This window comes from Micromonospora rubida (assembly GCF_009908295.1).
Taxonomy (GTDB): domain Bacteria; phylum Actinomycetota; class Actinomycetes; order Mycobacteriales; family Micromonosporaceae; genus Micromonospora; species Micromonospora rubida.
In genome coordinates this window covers 144,564-164,335 of the sequence record NZ_JAAALO010000010.1, presented here as the reverse complement: position 1 = coordinate 164,335, position 19,772 = coordinate 144,564, and the positions used below count along the sequence as shown (strand labels likewise).

Annotated in this window: 13 protein-coding genes and 2 pseudogenes; 3 read left to right on the top strand and 12 right to left on the bottom strand. The window is 74.2% G+C overall.

The window, feature by feature from the left end; translation table 11 throughout:
- Positions 1 to 277: 277 nt before the first annotated feature.
- The 4 genes and pseudogenes from GVV04_RS27715 to GVV04_RS27710 all read right to left on the bottom strand — a co-directional run bounded on the left by GVV04_RS27715 (position 278) and on the right by GVV04_RS27710 (position 4,945).
- Positions 278 to 1,646 (bottom strand): annotated as a pseudogene (locus GVV04_RS27715) (IS1380 family transposase).
- Positions 1,647 to 1,873: 227 nt separating this feature from the next.
- Positions 1,874 to 2,005, bottom strand: a pseudogene (locus tag GVV04_RS34880) (DUF6444 domain-containing protein); the annotation flags it as partial.
- Positions 2,006 to 2,126: 121 nt separating this feature from the next.
- The gene (locus GVV04_RS34875) at positions 2,127 to 2,393 is read right to left on the bottom strand and encodes a DUF6082 family protein (protein WP_407938842.1); all 267 of its coding nucleotides are present in this window, start codon (positions 2,391 to 2,393) and stop codon (positions 2,127 to 2,129) included.
- Positions 2,394 to 2,836: 443 nt separating this feature from the next.
- Positions 2,837 to 4,945: a prolyl oligopeptidase family serine peptidase gene (locus GVV04_RS27710; RefSeq protein ID WP_328822601.1), complete on the bottom strand. Its 2,109-nt coding sequence runs from the start codon at positions 4,943 to 4,945 to the stop codon at positions 2,837 to 2,839.
- Between the two features lie 90 nt (positions 4,946 to 5,035).
- Between GVV04_RS27710 and GVV04_RS27705 the strand changes: the two genes are divergently transcribed.
- Positions 5,036 to 6,178 carry a site-2 protease family protein gene (locus GVV04_RS27705; RefSeq protein WP_161691929.1) on the top strand — a complete coding sequence of 381 codons (1,143 nt, stop codon included), beginning with the start codon at positions 5,036 to 5,038 and terminating at the stop codon, positions 6,176 to 6,178.
- An 8-nt stretch (positions 6,179 to 6,186) separates the two neighbouring features.
- Here the strand turns inward: GVV04_RS27705 and GVV04_RS27700 are convergent, their stop codons facing one another.
- Positions 6,187 to 7,425 carry an FAD-binding protein gene (locus tag GVV04_RS27700; protein ID WP_161692020.1) on the bottom strand — a complete coding sequence of 413 codons (1,239 nt, stop codon included), beginning with the start codon at positions 7,423 to 7,425 and terminating at the stop codon, positions 6,187 to 6,189.
- 169 nt (positions 7,426 to 7,594) lie between these two features.
- Here GVV04_RS27700 and GVV04_RS27695 point away from each other — a divergent pair, with 169 nt between their 5' ends.
- A complete protein-coding gene (locus GVV04_RS27695) occupies positions 7,595 to 7,981 on the top strand; it encodes a hypothetical protein (protein ID WP_161691927.1) in 387 nt (128 codons plus the stop codon).
- A gap of 94 nt (positions 7,982 to 8,075) precedes the next feature.
- On the opposite strand, the gene GVV04_RS27690 is transcribed toward GVV04_RS27695, so the two are convergent.
- The 3 genes from GVV04_RS27690 to GVV04_RS27680 all read right to left on the bottom strand — a co-directional run bounded on the left by GVV04_RS27690 (position 8,076) and on the right by GVV04_RS27680 (position 12,069).
- Positions 8,076 to 9,005, bottom strand: a complete 930-nt coding sequence (locus tag GVV04_RS27690; RefSeq protein WP_161691925.1) for an LLM class F420-dependent oxidoreductase — start codon at positions 9,003 to 9,005, stop codon at positions 8,076 to 8,078.
- 68 nt (positions 9,006 to 9,073) lie between these two features.
- On the bottom strand, positions 9,074 to 9,787 hold the full coding sequence (locus GVV04_RS27685; RefSeq protein WP_161691924.1) for a response regulator: 714 nt from the start codon (positions 9,785 to 9,787) through the stop codon (positions 9,074 to 9,076).
- On the bottom strand, positions 9,784 to 12,069 hold the full coding sequence (locus GVV04_RS27680; RefSeq protein ID WP_161691922.1) for a sensor histidine kinase: 2,286 nt from the start codon (positions 12,067 to 12,069) through the stop codon (positions 9,784 to 9,786). Before GVV04_RS27680 ends, GVV04_RS27685 begins: the two co-directional genes overlap by 4 nt.
- Before the next feature lie 411 nt (positions 12,070 to 12,480).
- On the opposite strand from GVV04_RS27680, the gene GVV04_RS27675 reads away from it, so the two are divergent.
- A complete protein-coding gene (locus GVV04_RS27675; RefSeq protein ID WP_161691921.1) occupies positions 12,481 to 13,653 on the top strand; it encodes an acyl-CoA dehydrogenase family protein in 1,173 nt (390 codons plus the stop codon).
- A gap of 179 nt (positions 13,654 to 13,832) precedes the next feature.
- Here the strand turns inward: GVV04_RS27675 and GVV04_RS27670 are convergent, their stop codons facing one another.
- From GVV04_RS27670 to GVV04_RS27655, 4 genes are all read right to left on the bottom strand, one after another.
- A complete protein-coding gene (locus GVV04_RS27670; protein WP_161691919.1) occupies positions 13,833 to 17,084 on the bottom strand; it encodes a helicase HerA domain-containing protein in 3,252 nt (1,083 codons plus the stop codon).
- Entirely contained in the window at positions 17,081 to 17,812 is a 732-nt protein-coding gene (locus GVV04_RS27665) for a hypothetical protein (RefSeq protein WP_161691917.1), read from the bottom strand. The genes GVV04_RS27670 and GVV04_RS27665 overlap by 4 nt, the downstream gene beginning before the upstream one ends.
- A gap of 6 nt (positions 17,813 to 17,818) precedes the next feature.
- Positions 17,819 to 18,955, bottom strand: coding sequence for an endonuclease domain-containing protein (locus tag GVV04_RS27660; protein ID WP_161691916.1), 1,137 nt, complete (start codon positions 18,953 to 18,955; stop codon positions 17,819 to 17,821).
- Positions 18,956 to 19,132: 177 nt separating this feature from the next.
- A complete protein-coding gene (locus GVV04_RS27655; protein WP_161691915.1) occupies positions 19,133 to 19,534 on the bottom strand; it encodes a hypothetical protein in 402 nt (133 codons plus the stop codon).
- Positions 19,535 to 19,772 lie beyond the last annotated feature (238 nt).

Sequence of the window (19,772 nt, the reverse complement as noted above, 5' to 3'; positions counted from 1 at the left end):
GGCGTACGGCAATCCTATGCCAAGGGCCAGCTGCCGGTGTTGCTGGCCGACCCAGCCAGTTGGGAGTACCTGGATGATCCGAGCTGGATCGGTGCGTTGACGCTGGTGGAGACCGAAGCCGGCAGGACGATTAGCCTCGGTCTTTCATTTGAGCGTTGATTCATAGCTGTTGCTCGATGTGTGGCGATTCGGTTGTTTAATGCTGTTTGCTGGCATCCCGAAGGCCCGGCGCTGGGCCGGGTTCCTCCGTGGTGCTGGTCGGACGTGGGCCGCAGGATCAGCCAGCGGGCCGGGGCAGACCAGCGAGTTTGCTGAATGCGCTGGTCAGGGCGTCGGTCCAGGGCCAGTTGGCGGCGATGGTGAGCCGTGTCCTGCGGGCGGTGCGGGTGATCCGGGCCGCGACGTGCAGGAGCAGGTAACGCAGCTTCTTCGGTTCGGCGGTGGCGAGATCGCCGTCCAGGAGCAGGATCTGGGTCCAGGCGTGCAGGTCGATACCGGTCAGAGCGAGTTGCAGCCAGGCCTGGTTGATCGCGAACACCCGGGACGGGAACCGACCGAAGCCGGTGTTCTTGCCGGTGCGGATGCGGTCTTCGACGCGGGCGTGCGCCCGGTGCCGGGCCTCCAGAAACTGGATACCGCTGTTGCCGGGCGGGGTGTCGGTGGCCACGACCTGATGCCGCCAGCCCTCGACGGTGTCGAACAAGGTCAGTTGGGCGCCGGGGTGGGGGCGTTCCCGGCGGACCACAAAGCGGGTGCCCTCCGGCCAGCCGGCCGCGTCGAACAGGCCGGTGATCTCGCAGACCTGCGCATGGTCACGCAGGTCACCGTCGGTGTCTACGGCGGGGACCCAGCCGGTCGTGGCCCGGATCGCCTCTCGCACGGGTTCGGTGATCGCGGCGCCGACGGAGAACCGGATATCGAGGTGCTGCCCGCGCAGGGACCGGATGTGGGCGAGGAAGCCGTGACTGGAACCGGCGGAATCACTGCGCAGCAAGATTGGGGTGCCGTGCCGGTGGGCGTCGGGGATCTGCGCGAGGGCCTGGTCGAGCACGGTGATGTGGTCGGCGGTGGTGTTGGACCCGGCCCGACCTTCGCGCAGCACACCGGCGAGAGCCTCGCCGGTGTTGTCCAGGAAGCACAGCAACGGGGTGGAACCCGAAGGTCTTCTTCCAGGTCCGGGTCGCCGATTCCTTGTCGGAATGGCAGATCACGATGGTGGCGTCGATGTCCAGGACCAGGCCGTCGACCTGCTGGCCGGCCACCACCGGCCGCGGCAGGTCGCCGTGGGCTTCGGCATGCTGGGCCCAGGCGACCTCCCGCGCCTGGGCCCGGGCGGATCGCAGTTCGACCAACACCGTGTCGTCGAGCCGTGACAACAGCCGCCACGCGGTCGGGTCGGACGCGACCGACCCGAACAGTGCCTGCTGGTTGCGCAGGACTGCCAGGTCAGCGATGGTCTCACCGCCGTCGGCGAGCATCACCGCGAGATCTACCGCGATCCGTCCCGGATCGTGCCCACGCTGCCGCTGCCGCAGCCCGGCGAGTGTGTGGCTGAACGCGCTGGTCAACCCGGTCGCGTCGGCCAGGTCAGTGAGCAGCCGGGCACCAGCGTGACCAACGACGCCCCGCCCGTCTCCGGTCACCATGATCTTCGGACGTGTTGCGGTAGCCTTCACTCAGCAAGTGCCTTCCGTGGCGGGTAAACAGGACTCTCGACAAGCCCTATTTTCCCTGATCAGAAGGCACTTCTTCGTTTCCGGTCCACTCCTTGGACAGCCCTTAACGAAGGGCCGAGGTTAGCGCACACCTCCGGCCGGTGGAGCACCGTGTGATCCGGATCCGCCACCAGGTTCAACGTCGATCCCGACGACCGTGGCTGCTTACCCGGTCGCCGTCTCCCGGCCCCGGACCCACGCGCCACCGGCCTGTCCAGCCCGTCAGACGACGGCGGCCTCGACGAATTCGACGAGTTCATCCCCAACCGGTGCCGCAACTCCGCGACCTGCCCCTAAAGCTGCTCGATCAACGCGGCCTGCGTCACGACCAGAGCGACAAGCTCCTCACGCGACAACGACTCCACATCAACCGACACGCCACCATCAACGAACATCGAACCCGAAAGTCACTCAGGCTGAACAGTTACCTTCCATGGCCATCCTAAGCAACAGTGCATGCTGTTCGCGCTGCGCATACTCCAATGCGATCCGCATTTGCCTACTCTGAATTATGGATGTGGCAACGATCCCAACCAGAGCCAACGCGGAAACTAAAACAGAAACCGAACCGTACGCCTGCCCGACATCAGCCAATCGAAACCAGTCGATTTCTGAATCAGAGATACAGCCTATCAAGAATGGCGAAAGAACTATCGCAAAGCTTCCGAGGAGGGTCATCCCCACCGCAATAACTACCCCACGCCCACCACTCGTTATTCACGCAAGAATAGTTCAGGTATTCAGGATTATCAACCTTTAGGCTGACAGCCTCCTACGGCAACTCAGGCACGTCGCGAAGCAGAATCAGCGCCGCGCGGTCCGAGCTGAGTTGCCCGGCGCTGCAACGCCCAGGTTCGCTCCCACTGCGCCCGCTTGCTGCATGACGGCACTTGCTTCTCGGAACTTCCCGAAACCGCCACGGCTGCGACCTGATCGGCGGTCCCGCCCAGAGGTTCCGGGCGGTGCTGGACCTGTGGGTCGGGCACGACACCTGCGATCTGAACCGGATGCTGCGCCAACTGGTCGCCGACGAGCACGTGCCGCACCTGCCGGTGGAGCGGTACAAGCCGGCCGGGCTGCAGTTGACCGAAGGGAGGCCGGCTCCCCCCGAAGGCCCTGGCTCACCCTCCTACCACTCGCCTGGAACCTGTCGGCACGGCGGCGGTGGGCCGCTGGCGCGGCAGGGCCGGACCCGCTTCCCCGCTCAGGTTCCGCCACAGGAACTCCAGCGTCAGCGCCCAGACGAAGGCGCGTTGCGCGTTGTTCGCCGCCGCGCCGTGTCCGCCCTCGACGTTCTCGTAGTACGCCACCTCGTGGCCGCGCTCGCGCAGCCGGGCCGCCATCTTGCGGGCGTGCCCCGGATGCACCCGGTCGTCCCGGGTCGAGGTGACGAGCAGGAGCGGCGGGTACGGCCGGTCGGCGCGGATGTTGTGGTAGGGCGAGTACCGGCGCAGATAGGCCCAGTCGGCCGGCTCCTCCGGGTCGCCGTACTCGGCCATCCACGAGGCGCCGGCCAGCAGCCGGTGGTAGCGCCGCATGTCCAGCAGCGGGACGTGCGCGACGATCGCCCCGAACAGCTCCGGGTAGCGGGTCAGCATCACCCCCATCAGCAGGCCACCGTTGCTACCGCCCTCGATGCCGAGTCGCGCCGGCGTGGTGATCCCCCGGGCGACCAGGTCGGCCGCCACCGCCGCGAAGTCCTCGTACGCCCTGGGCCGGTCCTCCCGGAGCGCGGCCCGGTGCCACGGGGGCCCGTACTCGCCGCCGCCCCGGATGTTCGCCACCACGTAGGTGCCGCCCCCGGCCAGCCACCCCCGGCCGATGATGCCGCTGTAGTGCGGGGTCAGGGAGACCTCGAAGCCGCCGTACCCGGTGAGCAGGGTCGGGCCGCCGGTCGCGTCCGGGTCGCCCACCACGAAGTACGGCACCCGCGTCCCGTCCGCCGAGGTGGCGAAGAACTGCCGTTCCGCCAGGCCGTTCCCGTCGAAGAACGTCGGTGCCCGCTTGAGCGTCTCGACCGTGCCACCGACCCGTCCGAGCCGGAGGGTCGCCGGCTCCCGGAACCCCTCGGACGCGATCAGGTAGTCGTCGCCGGTGTCGCGGTCGGTCTCCACCACCCCGCTGTGGCCGGACTCCGGCACGCCCGGCAGCGGCTCCCGCCGCCAGCCCGTCGCGTCGGGGGTCAGCACCTCCAGCCGGCTCCGGACGTCCGCGAAGGTGAGCAGGATGAGGTGGTTGCGGGTCCACGCGTGGCCGCCCAGCGCGGTGCGGTCGTCCGGCCTGAACAGCACCGTCAGGTCCCGCCCGCCGGCGAGGAACGCGTCGAACCGGGCCGCCAGCAGCGCGCCCGCCGGATGGGTGACGCCCTCGACCGTCCACGGGGAGCGCAGCCCGATCACCAGCCACTCCCGGTGCACATCCCACCGGGCGTCGTCCGGCACGTCGATGCGTCTCCGCTCATCCTCCCGCGTCAGCAGGAAGCTCTCCGTGCGGTAGAAGTCCAGGCTGCGCCCCAGGAAGGTGCGCTCGAACCCGGGCGTGTGGTCGCGCGTGGCGTAGGCGCTGACGTCGTCCGCCTGCCCCTCGAAGACGACCTCGGCCGCCGACAGCGGCGTGCCCCGCCGCCAGCGCCTGACCACCCGGGGGTAGCCGGAGGTGGTCAGCGAGCCCGGCCCGAAGTCGGTGGCCACGTAGATGTGGTCGGCGTCGATCCAGCAGACCGTGCTCTTGGCCTCGGGAAGCGTGAAGCCGTCGGAGACGAAGGCCCGGCCGACCAGGTCGAACTCGCGCACCACGGACGCGTCGGAGCCGCCCCGGGACAGGCTGACCAGGCAGCGCTCGTACCCGGGGCGCAGCACCGTCACGCCGTCCCAGACCCAGCTCTCGCCCTCCTCGGCGGCCAACGCGTCGAGGTCGAGCAGCACGTCCCACTCGGGCTCGGGCCGGCGGTACTGGTCGAGGGTGGTCCGCCGCCACATTCCCCGCGGATGCGTCGCGTCGGTCCAGAAGTTGTAGTAGAAGTGGTCCCCGCGCCACCCGGGGTAGGGGACGCGGTCGTCCGAGTCGAGCACCTGCCGGATCTCCGCCCGCAGGGCGGCGAACCGCTCGTCCCCGGTCAGCGCGGCCAGGGTCTCCGCGTTGCGGTCCCGCACCCATCCGGCGGCGTCCGGGCCGTCGAGGTCTTCCAGCCAGAGGTACGGGTCGTCATGCTCATCGGTCAGCCTCGCCACGTTGCCACTATCCCCGACGGGGTCAACCCGGCCGGAGAACCGGGCCACCGGCCAGGGCATGCTCCGGTTTTGGCGGGGTATGCCCGGAACATGAGGGCGAGTTTCCGGATCGGCCGGGTCGCGGGCGTGCCGGTCGGGGTCAACTGGAGCGTCCTGGTCATCTTCCTGCTGATCGCCTGGGGGCTGTCGGCCAACCAGTTTCCCCGGTCGTACCCGGACCGGCCGACCTGGGCGTACGTGCTCGCCGGCCTGAGCGCCGCAGTGGTCTTCTTCGTCGGGCTGCTGGCCCACGAGGTCTCGCACGCCGTGGTGGCCAAGCGCAACGGCATCGAGGTGGAGGGGATCACCCTGTGGCTCTTCGGCGGGGTGGCCGAGCTGCGCGGGGAGGCCCGCGACCCCGGAGCGGAGCTGCGCATCGCCGGGGTCGGGCCGCTGGTCAGCCTGATCATCGGCGTCGTCTTCGGCGGCATCGCGGTGCTGCTCGTCCTCGCCGATGTGCACGGGCTGTGGCTCGGCGCGCTGGCCTGGCTGGCCGGCATCAACATCCTGCTGGCGGTCTTCAACGTGCTGCCGGCCGCCCCGCTGGACGGGGGCCGGCTGCTGCGCGCCGCCGTGTGGAAGGCCACCGGCGACCGGACGAGGGCGTCCGTGGTGGCGGCCCGGGCCGGCTGGATCCTCGGCGTGCTGCTGATCGGGCTGGGCCTGTGGCAGTTCCTGCGCGGCGCGGGCTTCGGCGGGCTCTGGCTGGCGCTGATCGGCTGGTTCCTGATCGGGGCCGCCGGTTTGGAGGAGCGGCAGGCCCGGACGGGCAGCGCGCTGCGCGGGATACGGGTGGCGGACGTGATGACCCCGCAGCCGCAGACCGCGTCGGCCGAGATGACCGTGGCGGACTTCGTCGACCACTACCTCTTCGCGTACCGGCACTCGGCGCTGCCGCTGACCGAGGACGGCCGGCCGGTCGGACTGGTCACCCTCGACCGGGTACGTGGCGTTGCGGCCGACCGGCGGGCCGCGACCACGCTGGCCGAGGTGGCCTGCCGGGCCGACCAGCTCGTGCTGGCCTCCCCGGACGAGCAGCTCACCGACCTGCTCCCCCGGCTCAGCGGGTGCGCCGACGGCCGGGCGCTGGTGGTGACCGACCAGCGCCTGGTCGGCATCGTCTCGCCCAGCGACATCAGCCGGGCGGTGCAGCGCGGCACCCTCCGCGGCCAGGCGACGGCCGGCCGACACTGAGCCGCCGGTCAGCGGGGGAAGTGGCGGTCCAGCAACTCCGTGCGGAACTTGCCTGCCGGGTCCAGGGTGCGCAGCAGGGCCAGGAAGTCCGCGTGCCGGGGGTACGCGGCGGCGACCGCCGCCGGGTCGAGCGTGAACACCTTCCCCCAGTGCGGTCGGGGCGCGAACGGGGCCAGCCGCGCCTCCACCTCGGCCAGCACCGGGGTTACCGCGTCAACGTCGGCGGTCCAGGTGAAGTGCACGGCGAGGCTGTCCCGCCCGTACTGCGGGCTCAGCCACAGCTCGTCGGCGGCGACCGTACGCAGCTCGCAGACCTGGAGCACGGCGGCGATCCGGTCCGCCACCGGGTCGAGGGCGGCCAGCGCGTCCGCCGCCGTCGCCCGGGGCAGGTGGTACTCCGACTGGAGCTCGTCGCCGCTGCTCGGGGTGAAGCCGAGCCGGAAGTGCGGCAGCCGCTCGTGCCAGGGGCCGGGCTCGCCGAGCTGGGCCGTGCAGCTTCCCGCCGCCATGCCGGGCACCGGGTGCACCGGCCCGGCCGCCGCCGTGGTGTCCAGCCAGTCGGCCTCCGGCGGCGGCGCGGCGGCGAGCTGCTTGCGCCACACCTGCCCGATCCGGTCGCCGCGCCAGTCGGTGAAGAGGCTGACGCTGTACGCCGAGGCGAACGCCTCGTCCAGGGCCACGCGGGGCAGGCCGAGCCGGACGTACTGCCGTATCTCGAAGGTGGGCAGCACGTCCAGGGTGACCCGGGTGACCACGCCCAGCGCGCCGAGGGCGACCACCATCCCGGCGAACCGGTCGCCGTCGGCGTCCCGGCGCACGGTCAGCAGGTCCCCGTCGGCGGTGACCAGCTCCAGGGCGGCCACGGCGGTGGCCAGGTTGCCGATCCCGACGCCCGAGCCGTGGGTGGCGGTGGCCACCGCCCCGGCCACCGAGATGTGCGGCAGCGACGCCATCGTCGGCAGGGCGTACCCGGCGGCGTGCAGCCGGGTGGCCAGGTCGCCGTAGCGCACGGCGGCGGCCACCGTGACCGTGCGGCGCTCCTGGTCCACCTCGACGGTGGGCGGCAGGCCCGCCAGCGACACCAGGTCGCCGGTGGTGTCGCCGAGCCGGTTGAACGAGTGCCCGGTGCCGACCGCCCGGACCCGGTCGCTGCCGGCGACGAGCCGGCGCAGCTCGTCCACCCCGGACGGGCGGTGCCGCCGGGCGGCGGCGTACCGGACGTTGCCGGCCCAGTTGCGCTCCGGCACGCCCGGTACCCGGTCGGCGGGCCCGGCCCCGGGCACACCGACGCCCGCGCGTGGTTCCCGCTCCCCTGCGTCCACGTCGCACTCCCGTCGCTCGGCGTCGTCGGCCGACGACCCGGGGCGGCACCGGCGGGGGCGGTTGCCCCGGGCGTCGTCGGGGAACCATACGTCGATGAGCAGCTACCCGGATCCCGCCCCGCGCGGCGACGCGTACCCGTCCGAGGAGGAGATCGACGCGACCGGCGTCGGTCCGGGCCCCGGGGACGGGCCGCCGGCCGGGGCGTACCCCGCGCCGACACCCGACCGGGGCCCCGCACCCGGGCCGACCCCCGCGCCGTCGCCGGGACCGGCCCCGCACCCGCCGGGCGAGTCGCACTCGATCGTCACCCACCACTTGGACGGCTCGACCGAGGTCGTCACCGACCTCGACGGCGACGGGATCGCCGACGTGGTCCAGGTGGACCTGGACGGCGACGGCATCCCGGACATCACCTACCTGGACAGCGACCGGGACGGCCGCCTCGACACGATTCTGCGTACCCCGCACCCCACCCGCTGAGGCCCGCCCAGCGGGGCCCTGCGCACCCCGCATCCCGCGCCCGCTGAGGCCCGGCCCGACCGCGCCCGGGCGGGCCCTGGGCGGGTGCCCGGACTCAGAGCTGCGGCATGACCTCGGCGGCGACCAGCTCGACCTGGTCCAGGTCGGCCAGGTCGAGGGCCTGGAGGTAGATCCGCTCGCTGCCGGCCTCCGCGTACCGGCCGATCCGGTCGACGATCTCGGCCGGGGTGCCGGCGAGGCCGTTCTCGCGCAGCTCCGCCGGGTCCCGGCCGATCACCTCGGCCCGCCGTCGCACCTCCGCCTCGTCCCGGCCGCAGCACAGCGCCAGCGCGTTCGACCAGCGCATCCCGGCCGGGTCCCGGCCGATGTCGGCGCAGGCGGCCCGGACCCGGTCGAACTGGGCCACCGAGTCGGTGACGGACACGAACGGCAGGTTGAACTCGTCGGCGTAGCGGGCCGCGAGGCGGGGCGTGCGCTTCGGCCCCATGCCGCCGAGCAGGATCGGCGGGCGCGGCTGCTGCACCGGCTTGGGCAGGGCCGGTGAGCCGGTCACCGGGTAGTGCCGGCCCGCGAAGTCGAACGTCTCGCCGGCCGGCGTCTCCCACAGCCCGGTGATGACGGCGAGCTGCTCCTCCAGCCGGTCGAACCGCTCGCCCATCGAGGGGAACGGGATGCCGTACGCGGTGTGCTCGTCGGCGAACCAGCCGGCGCCGATGCCCAGCTCCACCCGGCCGCCGCTCATCTGGTCGACCTGGGCGACGCTGATCGCCAGCGGGCCGGGCAGCCGGAACGTGGCCGCCGTCATCAGGGTGCCGAGCCGGATCCGGGAGGTCTCCCGGGCCAGGCCGGCCAGCGTGGTCCAGGCGTCCGTCGGGCCCGGGTCGCCGCTCACCGCGCCCATCTTCAGGTAGTGGTCGGAGCGGAAGAACGCGCCGTAGCCGGCGTCCTCGGCGCAGCGGGCCACGGCGAGCAGTTGGTCGTAGCTGGCACCCTGCTGGGGTTCGGTGAAGATCCGGAGTTCCATGCCCCGAGCATAGGGAGCCCGCCGGGCACCCGCCGCGAAAGGAAGGCCCTTGGGGCGCAGCGTACCGGTCAGGGCTGACCGAGGCCGGCCTCGCGGGCCCGCTGGATCGCCTGGCTGCGGTCGGCGACCTGGAGCTTGCCGAGCACGTTGGACAGGTGGTTACGGACGGTCTTCGGGCTGAGCGTCAGCCGGCGGGCGATCACCACGTTGCTCAGCCCCTGCGCGACCAGGTCCAGCACCTCGCGCTCCCGGTCGGTCAGCTCGGGGAACGGCGCCGGCCCGCCGGCCCGCCCGCCGGCGAGGAAGCCGATCGCCCGGCTGGCGATCACCGGGCCGAGCAGCACCTCGCCGTTGGCGACCGCGCGGACGGCCCGTTCCACGTCGCCCGGCGCGACGCCCTTGAGCAGGTACCCCCGCGCCCCGGCGCGCAGCGCGGCGAACACCGAGTCGTCGTCGTCCAGCATCGTCACCACCAGCACCCCGATCCCCGGGTGCCGGGCGACGATCTCCCGGGTGGCCTCCACGCCGGACCGCCCGCCGAGGTGCAGGTCCATGATGATCACATCGGGCCGGGTCCGGTCGGCCAGCCGGACCGCCTCGTCGGCGTCGGCAGCCTCGCCGACCACCTCCAGCCCCGGTGTGGACGCCAGCAGCGCCGTCATGCCGAGCCGGAACACGGGATGGTCGTCGACCACCGCCAGCCGGATCACCGCCGCGCCACCGCCCACCGCCGCGCCACCGCCCACCGCCGCGCCACCGCCCACCGCACCGTCACCCGTCATCGCCGCACCGCCAGGGCTCGTCCCGTCCGCGTCCCCGGCACCGTACCGGCTTCCGCCGGCACGCCCGCCGGCTGCCGCGCGTCCGCAGACGGGACAGCGGTCGGGGCGGGGACGGCGGTCGGGGCGGGGACGGCGGCCGGCAGCTCCGGGCCGGGATCGGGGTCGGGGTCGGCCGGGTCCAACCCCCGCTGGGCGGGGACGGCCGGCGGCAGGTCGCCGTCGACCAGCGGCAGGCGGTCGACGGGCACCCGGACGGTGACCTCGGTGCCGCCGTCGGGCGCCGGGCCGATCACGCACACCCCGCCGATGCCTTCGGCCCGCTCCCGCATGGAAAGCATGCCGACCCCGGCCGGCGTGCCGACCGCGACTCCCCGGCCCGGGTCGGTCACCCGGACGGTGAGCCCGTCCGGATCCCGCTCGACGGCCACCCGGCAGGTCGATGCGCCGGAGTGCCGCTGGGCGTTGCGGACCGCCTCGGAGACGATCCCGTACACGGCGGTGGCGACCGGCTCGGGCAGCGGCAGCGGCAGCGCCTCGACCAGCACGGTCAGCCCCGAGCCGTCGTACCGTTGGGCCAGCTCGTGCAGGGCGGGGACCAGGCCGCGCTCGCCGAGGACCGGCGGCAGCAGCCCGCGGGCCAGGTCGCGGACCTGCTCGACCCGCTGGTCCGTCTCGTCGCGCAGCCGGTCCAGCAGCCGTCCGGCCGCGCCCGGGTCGGTGCCCAGCAGGTTGCGGGCCGCCTGGAGGCCGAGCGCCACCCCGGCCAGGGCGGGACCGAGCCCGTCGTGCAGGTCCCGGCGCAGCTTGCGGCGTTCCGAGTCGCGGGCCTCGGCCAGCCTGGCCCGGGAGGTGACCAGCGCCCGGCCGGTCGCGGCGAGGCTGGCCGCCGAGGCGACCACCGGCACCAGGTCCACCAACGCCGAGCGGGTACGCCCGTCCAGCCGCTCGCCGGCCCGGGCCCACGCGGTCAGCCGCCCCACCTCCCGCTCGCCCCGGCGCAGCGGCAGCACCAGGGGCTCCCCCACCGGCCCGGCGGACGCGCAGTGGGCGGTGCACGGGTCCGGGCCGTCCACCTCGATGCCGCAGGCGCCCAACCGCAGCGACTCGGTGAGACTCCGCGCCACCCCGGTCAGCACGTCGGTCGGGTCCTCGCTCGCGCTGATCCGGTCGCCGACGCCCCGGACCACGCCGATCGGCTCCGCCGCCGCGCCGTGGATCAGCCGGTCCACCCGCCGCTGCACCCACCACCGGCCCGGCTGCACGGCGGCCGCGACCAGGGCGGTGACCAGCACCCCGGGGATTGCCCGGCTGGCCGGGAGCAGCGCGTCCAGCGTGGTCACCCCGACGACGTACGCGGCGACCAGCAGGAAGGTCAGCAGGAACCAGACCAACGTGCGGCGGACCGCGATCTCGATCCCCCACAGCCGCTGCCGCAGCACCACGGCCAGCACGGCGGCCGGGAAGAACGCCTGCGCGGCCAGCATGGCGGCCGGCGGCAGCCAGTCCGGCACCACGCCCGCCCAGCCGGCGGGCAGCGCTATCGGGGCGAAGCTCACCGCCAACAGCACCGTGCCGACCGCGAGCCAGCCCAGGCCGACCCGTTCGGCGGGCGGCGAGACCCGACGCCGCCACAGCAGCCCGGCGGCGGCGGCGAGCCCGAGCAGCGGCACCAGGGCCGTGAGTACGGGCTGCACCCGGGCGACGAACTCGGCCCAGTCGGCGCTGCGGATCGCCAGCGGCGCCCCGGACGGAGCGCCACCCAGCCCGGGAAAGGTCAACTGGAACAGCTCGGTCGCGGCGACCACCGCGACGCCGGCCGCCACCGCCACCCGGGGACCCACCGTGAGCCGGCCCTCCCGGACCAACCAGGGCAGCACCACGATCAGCGACAGCATCCCCGGCACCCAGCCCCAGTGCCGGGCCGAGGTCAGCAGCGTGACCTCGGGCAGCCCCGGGTACACCCGGAGCAGGTCGAGGTACTGGGCGCCCAGGCCGGCGACACCCCCGCCGACTCCGGTGACCGCCAGCAGCCAGGCAACCGGGTGACTGCGGCGCAGCAGGATCAGCCATCCGGTCGTGCCGTACACCGCGCAGTCGGTGTAGTCGACGAGGAAGTAGAGCTGGGACAGCCCCCACGGGCGGTGGGCGAGGGCCCAGCAGAGCGTCGTGGCGGCGAGCAGCAGCACGCAGCCGACCAGCACCGTCCAGGCGGCGACCGGGCGGCGGGGGTAGTCACCGGCGTTCGGGGCGATCAGCGCGCGCGGCGCCGGGTCGACCAGCATGGCGTGATCCTGTCAGTCGGGGCGTCGGTTGCCGAGACCCCGGCGCTGCGCAGCGGGTGTCGGTCCGGCGACAGTCGCGCGGGGCCCGGCCGGGACGGGGTACGGCCACGGGTGGGACACGGGTGTCTCCCGGCGGGACGTGGTCGTCGGTGGGCCGGCGGGTCGGGGGCGGGCGACACCACCGGCCCACCGAGCGTGCCGGTCCCGGTGTCCCGGCCGCATGGTGCGCACCGTCCCGTCCACCCGGGAACTTCCGCCGGGAAGGGGGCGCCCGGCGGGCCGGTACCGCCGTCCCTTTCCGCCGGGACGCCGGGCCGTCCAACGTCTGAGCCGCGGATGCCGCAGGCCGGCGCCGCGAGTCCGACGGCGCCGGGACGGCGCCGCGACGCCCGGGGCGAGCAGGAGGCCACCATGGACGAACAGGACCGGACCCGACTGACAGGTGCGGTACGGGAGCTGACGCCGGAGCTGAGCCGGCGGGCGGAGGAGATCGAGGCCGCGCGGGAGTTGCCCGCCGACCTGCTCGACGGGCTCCGGGCCGCCGGCTGCTTCCGGATGTTCGTGCCGCGCAGCCACGGCGGGTACGAGGCGGACCCGCACACCGGGCTGGCGGTGCTGGAGGAGTTGGCCCGCGCCGACGGCTCCACCGGCTGGACGGTGATGATCGGCGCGGAGACGCCGCACCTGCTGGCGTTGCTGCCCCGGGACCGGTTCGACAAGCTCTACGCGTCGGGCCCGGACGTCGTGGTGGCCGGCGGCTTCGCCCCGCAGGGCCGGGCCGAGCTGGCCGACGGCGGGTTCCAGGTCACCGGGCGGTGGGGGTTCGCCAGCGGCTCCCGGCACGCCGACTGGATCTTCGGCAACTGCGTGCTCACCGGGGACGGCCAGCCGCTTCCCGGCCCGAACGGCCAGCCCGTGGAGATCCGTTCGATGCTGCTGCCCGCCGGCTCGGTGACGGTGCAGGACACCTGGCACACGCTGGGGTTGCGCGGCACCGGCAGCCACGACGTGCTGATGGAGTCGGTGTTCTGCCCGGTCGAGCAGAGCTTCGACCTGTTCACCGGGGACCCGTGCGTGCCGGGGCCCGGGTTCGTCGCGCCGCTGGCGCAGTTCGTCCTGCACCTGGGCGCGGTGGCCGTCGGGATCGCCCAGGGCACCCTGGACGACACCGTGACGCTGCTCGACGGCGGCCGGCAGCGGCTGTACGCGCGGCAGTCGCTGGCCGACTCGCCGGCCTTCCGGGTGCAGCTCGGCCGGGCCGACCTGCACGTCCGGGCGGCCCGGGCGCTGGTGCGGTCGCTGGCCGACGACCTGTTCCGGGCGGCCCACGCGGAGGACCCAGCCGCGATCGAGGCGCTGCGCCCGCAGATCTCCGCCAGCCTGCCCTGGGTGACCGAGGTCGCCACCGCCGCCGTGGACGCCTGCTACCGGGCGAGTGGGGGCGGCGCGGCCCGCGATTCCTCCCCGGTGCAGCGCCGCTTCCGGGACATCCACACCTTCGCCCAGCACGCGGCGGCGGCGGAGGGCTGGCTGGGCAACAACGGCGCCCACCTGCTCGGCCGGCCGGTGGAACTGGCCTACTGACGCGGCCCGCGCGTCGGCCGGAGGTGGCCGGCGTTCCGGGGGACGACCCGCGCCGGACGAGATGGCCGGCGGGCGGGGACGACCCGCGCCGGACGAGGGCCGGCAGTCCGGGGTCGGTCCGGGTGCCTGGGGCGGCACCCGGGCCGACCCCGGCGTCGTGCGGCGTGGGGCGGCCCGGCTCAGCCCGCCCGCCGCACCACCTCCTCGGGCGTCAGCGGCGCCTTGGGGTGGTGGGTCAGGCACAGCGGGGTGTCCACCTTGACGAACGGGAAGCCCTCGCTCGCGACGTAGAACTGGCCGCTGCTCAACAGCCCGATGTCGGGCAGCCGGCCGCCCTTGGCCTCGGCGAGCTGCCGCGCCGCGTCGATCTGCGCCGGGGCGTTGAGCAGGCCGAAGAACTGGGTGGTGGCGTTGCCCGAGATCTGGTTGTGCAGGCCTTTGGGGGCCTGGGTGGCGAAGACCAGCCCGAGGCCGTACTTGCGGGCCTGCGAGGCCAGGGCGATGGAGCTGGCCGTGCAGGCGGTGTTCCCGGTCGACGGGGCGAGGGTCTGCGCCTCGTCCATGACGAACAGGCCGCCCAGCGGCCGGTCTCCGGCGGGGTGCCGCCTGACCCAGGCGAACAGCGCCATCTGCAACTGGTTGACGAAGCTCTGCCGCTCCTGGTCGGAGGTGAGCCCGACGAAGCTGACCACCGACACCCGGGCCCGCCGGCCGGGTGTCGGGGTGAGCAGCAGGCCGGGGTCGGCCGGGGCGCCCGTGCCGCCGAACAACGGGTCGGTGACCATCGCCGCCTTGAGCGTCTCGGCCAGTTCGTGGGCCAGCTTGTCGGCCCGGGCCAGCCGGCTCACCCCGTCGGGCAGGTCGGCGAGGAACTCGGTGAAGCCGGGCAGGCCCACCATGCCGGTCCTCGCGTACGCCAGCAGCGCCTCCGTCAGCACGGCCTTGCCCTGCTGGGCGAGCCGGGTGGGTCGGTCCACCCCGGCCCGGGGCGCGAGGGCCTCCACCGCCGAGCGAATGGCCTGGTCGAACTCGTCCGGCGAGTCCCGCACGGGGCTGAAGTCCGGCAGCGGCTGGAAGCTCAACGGCCGCCCGGCGTTGACCCGGGGCGTCCAGACGACGACCTCCGTGTGGTCGAGGTAGTCCCGGGCCCGCTCGTCGTCGCCCGGCCCCCAGCCGGCCGGCGGCTGCGGCCACGCGTCCCCCAGCCGGGCCAGGTCGTTGTTCGGGTCCAGCACGATCGAGGACACGCCCTGCCGGGCACACTCCTCGACGAGCCGCCGGATCAGCACCGTCTTGCCCGACCCCGAGCCGGCGAAGACGACGGTGTGCCGGCGCAGCGACTCCAGGTCGACCTGGAACGGCTCCCGCCCCTCCGTGCGGTGACCCAGCCGGATCGCCGCGCCCCCGCCGCCCGCCGGCCCGTCGCCATGGCCCGCCGCCGGCCCGTCGCCGGCACCCGAACCCGGCTCCTCGGCGGAACGCGGATCCTGCACCTCGACGGGTCCGGGACCGGACAGGCCCGGCGGCTCGGCGGGACCGGGACCGGGACCGGACAGGCCCGGCGGCTCGGCGGGACCAGGACCGGGACCAGGTGCGGGTGCGGCCGGCGTGGGGTCGGTGCCGCCGAGGACCGCGCGGAACAGGGTGGTGCCGCTCGCCGGCCGGCGGGCCACCAGCCACTCCTGGTAGGCCGCGTCCGGGCGGCGGCCCAACTCGCGCAGCGCCGCGAACACCCGTAGGTCCGCCTCCGGCACGGGGCAGCTCACCCCGCCGGCCGCGTCGAACGCCGCCAGCACCTCGGCCGTACGCTTCCCGGTCGGCCAGGGGCCGTTGCGCAGCAGCACCAGCCGGCGCTGCGGGTACTGCCGGTCCAGCCCCGCCATCGTGGAGGCCGCCTTCACCCGGGCGATGGTGGCGACGGCGTTCGGGTGGGCGATCGCCCGGAAACACCAGTGCGCCTCGTTCTCGGTGGCCTCGTCCAGCACCTCGATCAGCCGGCCGTGCAGGGCCGGCTTGCGGCCGGGCGGCGGGTCGTGCTTGTACGTGGCCCCGGTCGGTGCCTGCTCGGCGATCCAGGCGGCCAGCCCGGCGGCGAGCAGCGGCGGCAGGTGTTCGTCCTCGGTCCGGTGGTCGAGCGCGGGGTTCACCTCGGCCTCCTCGACCAGCCGGGCGAACCGCTCGTCGAGCGGCCGCAGGTCCACCACCCCGGTCGGCGCCGGGGTCGGTGCCGGCGGCTCGCCGCCGTCGATCAGCCGATCCAGCAGGAGCACCTCGTCGGCGTCCCGGCACCGGGAGACGTGCCGGTCCACCCGGCGCAGCAGGGCCCGCGGGGTGAGGTTCGGTGCGTCGGCGAACGCCTCGGGGCCGATCGGCCACGTCGGCGCGGGCGGCGTGAACCGCAGCGCGCCGAACGCGGCGGTGAACCGCTTCTCCACGATGGCCCGCCCGATCTCCGGGGTCGGAATGCGGTCCGGCAGGACGGACACCCGGAACCGGTCCGCGACCGAGGTGGGCGCGCTGCGGGTCAGCAGCTCCCAGGTGTCGGGCAGGCAGGACACGACGACCAGCGACCGGCGGGTCACGTCGCGCAGGGTCAGCAGGCCGTCTGCGATCGGCCCGAACGCGGTCGCCTGCGCCTCGTCCAGCTCGGCGCGCGGGTCGAACATCGAGGTGCTGGTCTGGGCGAAGAGCGTGTCGAGCTGGTCGATCGCGATCACCGTCGGGTCCAGCGTCAACGCCATGAGCCGGGAGATGTCCTGGACGATCTGCTGCGGGGTGCACAGCCTGGGGGTCAGGCCCCAGGCCGCCCGGGCCGCCGGGTCACCGGGCTCGCTGATCAGGTGGGCGTAACCGACGTCCTGGTCGTCGAACTCGCGGGAGCCGTGCAGCACCAGCGCCCGGGCGGTGTCCTGGCAGTCCCGGCCCACCTCCCGGTGATGGGTGCGCAGGGCGCGGACGAAGGCGTCCAGGTCCTCCCGGGTGAGCGGCCGGACGCCGGCCACCGCGTCGCGGATCTCGGCCGGGATGCCGAGCTGCGAGGTGAGCCGGCGCAGGAACTTGCGGAGCTGGGTGCCCCAGCCGTAGCCCTCCCGACCCATCCCCTCGACCATGGCCAGCGCGACGCTCGCCCAGAATGTCTTCCCGCTGACCATGTTGACCAGAAAGAAGTAGCCGCCATCGTGCTGGATGCGCTCGCGGACCGCCCCGAGCAGGTGGGTCTTTCCGGAGCCGGCCCGGCCCTGCATGGCCACCCCGAGCGGACGGCTGGTGTCGTCGGTGCGCGCCCGCGCGACCCCGCGCAGGATCTCGGCGACCACCCGCTCGTGCAGCTCGGGCACGTCGTGCGGGGCGGGACGCCAGACGTCGTCGGGGGTGACCGCGGGGTTGAAGGTCAGCGCCTCCAGCGCGGTGCGCTCGTCATCAGCGATCATGCCGCACCGATCGACAGGGTGTGGTTCTCCTCCTCGCCGATGCGTACCGCGGCCGCCCGGTCCCGGGCGGTCAGCGACTTGCTGTTGGCGACGGGAATGATCCGTACGCCGTCCTGCCGGACCAGGGTCCGCAGCGCGGCGTCCACCGCGGCGCGGTCGGTGTCGCCGAGCCGCTCGCGCAGGTCGGCCAGGCCGACCCAGGCGCCGGGGGCCTTGGCCAGCTCCCGGTACGCGACCCGGATCAGCTCCGCCACGTCGCTGCCGCCGTCGGCGGGCGTCGCCAGGGCGGCGGCCGGCGCGGACGCGGCGGCCGGCGCGGCGGGTACGGGCGCGGCCTCGGCCGCCGGCGCGGACGCGGTGGCGGCGGTCTGCTTGAAGAGGTCGGCGTGGCTGACCCGAAGCCGGTCCAGGCCCCGATGCAGGTTGCCGAGCAGGGTGAACAGCGAACGGCTGGCCGAACCACCCGCCTTGGGCGGGGCGCCGGTGTGCAGCTCCCGCACCACGCGCCACCCTTCGTCGGTGAGTTCGTGGGTGAACGGGCGGTGGCTCCGGTCGGTCTGGATCAGGCCGGCCTTGACGAGCTTCTTGCCGTGCTCACCGGTGAGGGGGAAACCGGCCAGCTCCCGCAGCTCGGTGTTGCTCAGCTCCCTGGCCTCCACCATCAGCACGACGAGCGCGTAGATCTGGTTGGGGGTGAGATTCGGAAGGTCAGCGGTGTCGCTCGACATGGTGCCTCATTCCTGTGGGGGGTGCGCGCCGGCCGCGCGTCGTCGGGCCAACAGTTCCCGGATGCTCCGGGCCACCGCCTGGACGTCGGCCAACACCTGCTCGTTGGTGAACCGGAGCACGTCGAGCCCGAGGAGCTGGAGCTGGACGTCGCGCCGCCGGTCGTCGGCGAACATCATGGCTCCCCGATGCTCCGGGCCATCCACTTCGACCGCAAGCCCTTCGAGGGCCCAGAACAGATCCAGCCGGTACGACCGACCCAGCGGGTGCCACTCGTGGACATGGTTCCACCGCCGGCCCCGGGCCCAGTCGTGCGGGGCGAGGGCCCGTTCGAGGGCCTGCTCGGCGGCGCTGTCCGATCGGGGCGTCCCGGCCAGCGGCGGGTATGCCAGGCCCGCACCGACCGGGCCGCCGACGCTGCCGGACACCCGACGGGAGCCCTCGGCCAGTTCGGTGAGATGCGCCGGGAGGGTGAGTCGCACGGGGCGTACCCGGTCGATGCCGGGTCGGAGCGGGCCGGCGATCCACACCGCGCACCGGCCGTGCTGCGCCAGCCACTCCGCCGCCGCCACGAGGATTCGCTCGTCCTCCGGCCCGGCCACCTGCGGCGACTCGATCAGCAACGCCACGGCGTCCCGGCCGTACGCGTCGGCGAGGACCCGGGACAGGCCGGCCGCGCGTACCTCGGCGGGGAAACGCGAGCGGCGACGGGCCCGGCCGGCGTCGCCCGCCGCCTCCCGGTCGCCCCGGGCCCGGACGGCGTCGCCCGCCGCGCCCCGGTCGTGTCGGGCCCGCTCGGCCAGGTCTGCGAGGAACGGCCCGAAGTGGTCGGATCGGGCGGCTAGCCGGGCGGCGAGCCCTCGAACGGCCGCCCGGCCGAGCGGACCGTTACCGTCGAGCCGGTCCGCGTCGGGCAGCCAGCGCGGAAGCAACGCCCTGGCCGCGCCCTCCAGCTCGTCGAGCACGGCGGTGACCAGGCCGTCGAGGCTCAGGCCACGACCCGGGCGGTACGCGAGCACGGCCGGCGCGGACGGCGGCAGCGGGTCGAGGGCCAACCGGAGCAGCTCGGGGTCGACGCCCGCGAGGTGGCTGACGCGAAGCGGCGGGATGGCGGTCCACCACTCCGGACCAGCCGCGCTGCGCATGGCCACACACGCTACCGAGCCGGCGGCGCGGACGCTGCCCCGTCCTCGCCTGGCTTGCGGCCGTACGGCAGTGGCCCTGTCCTCGCCTGGCCTGCGGCCGTACGGCCGTGGCCGGGGAGACCGGGCTGACCGGCCGGCGCGCTCCTCCGCCAGGTTCGGCGCGGCGACCGGTGCGGATCAGCTGCCGCCGGCGCGCCGCCGACGCAGCGCGTGGGCGACCGCGCTGACCACGGTCGTGCCGGCCGCCATCCCGACCAGGATCAGGACCGCGCCGATCGCCCACAGGCCCGAGTCGTCGCTCGTCGCCGCCCGCCACGCCCAGGCGACGGTGAACGCCACGGTCATGACCGGCACCACCAGCCAGGGGCTGAACAGCCAGCCGCCGACGGCCGCGATGACCGCCAGGGACAGGACGCACCCGGCGACCTGCCACACGTCGTACGGGCCGCTGACCGAGTCGGTCACCGGGTCGACCGTGTACTCCGTGTCCCAGCCGAGCCAGGCCCACCAGACCGCGACCGTCGACACCGTGAGGACCAACCCACCGAGCAGAGCACGTGTACGCGTCGAGGTGTTCACGGCACGATCCTTCCCCGGACCGCGGCACCCCGGATGAGCACCCCTACCTACCTACCCGCCGCCCGTCCTCCTTCGGGACTGTGGACAGTTCACGTTCGTGGGCGACAGGAAGCGTCCAAGGTCCGCCGCCGGCCGGGTCACTGGTCCACCGGCGCCCGGCAGGTCAGCGGTTGGGCCGGGAGAATCGGTCGCGCTGGCCGGCGCCCGGCCTTCGGCCAGGATGCGGCAGGGGTCGGTC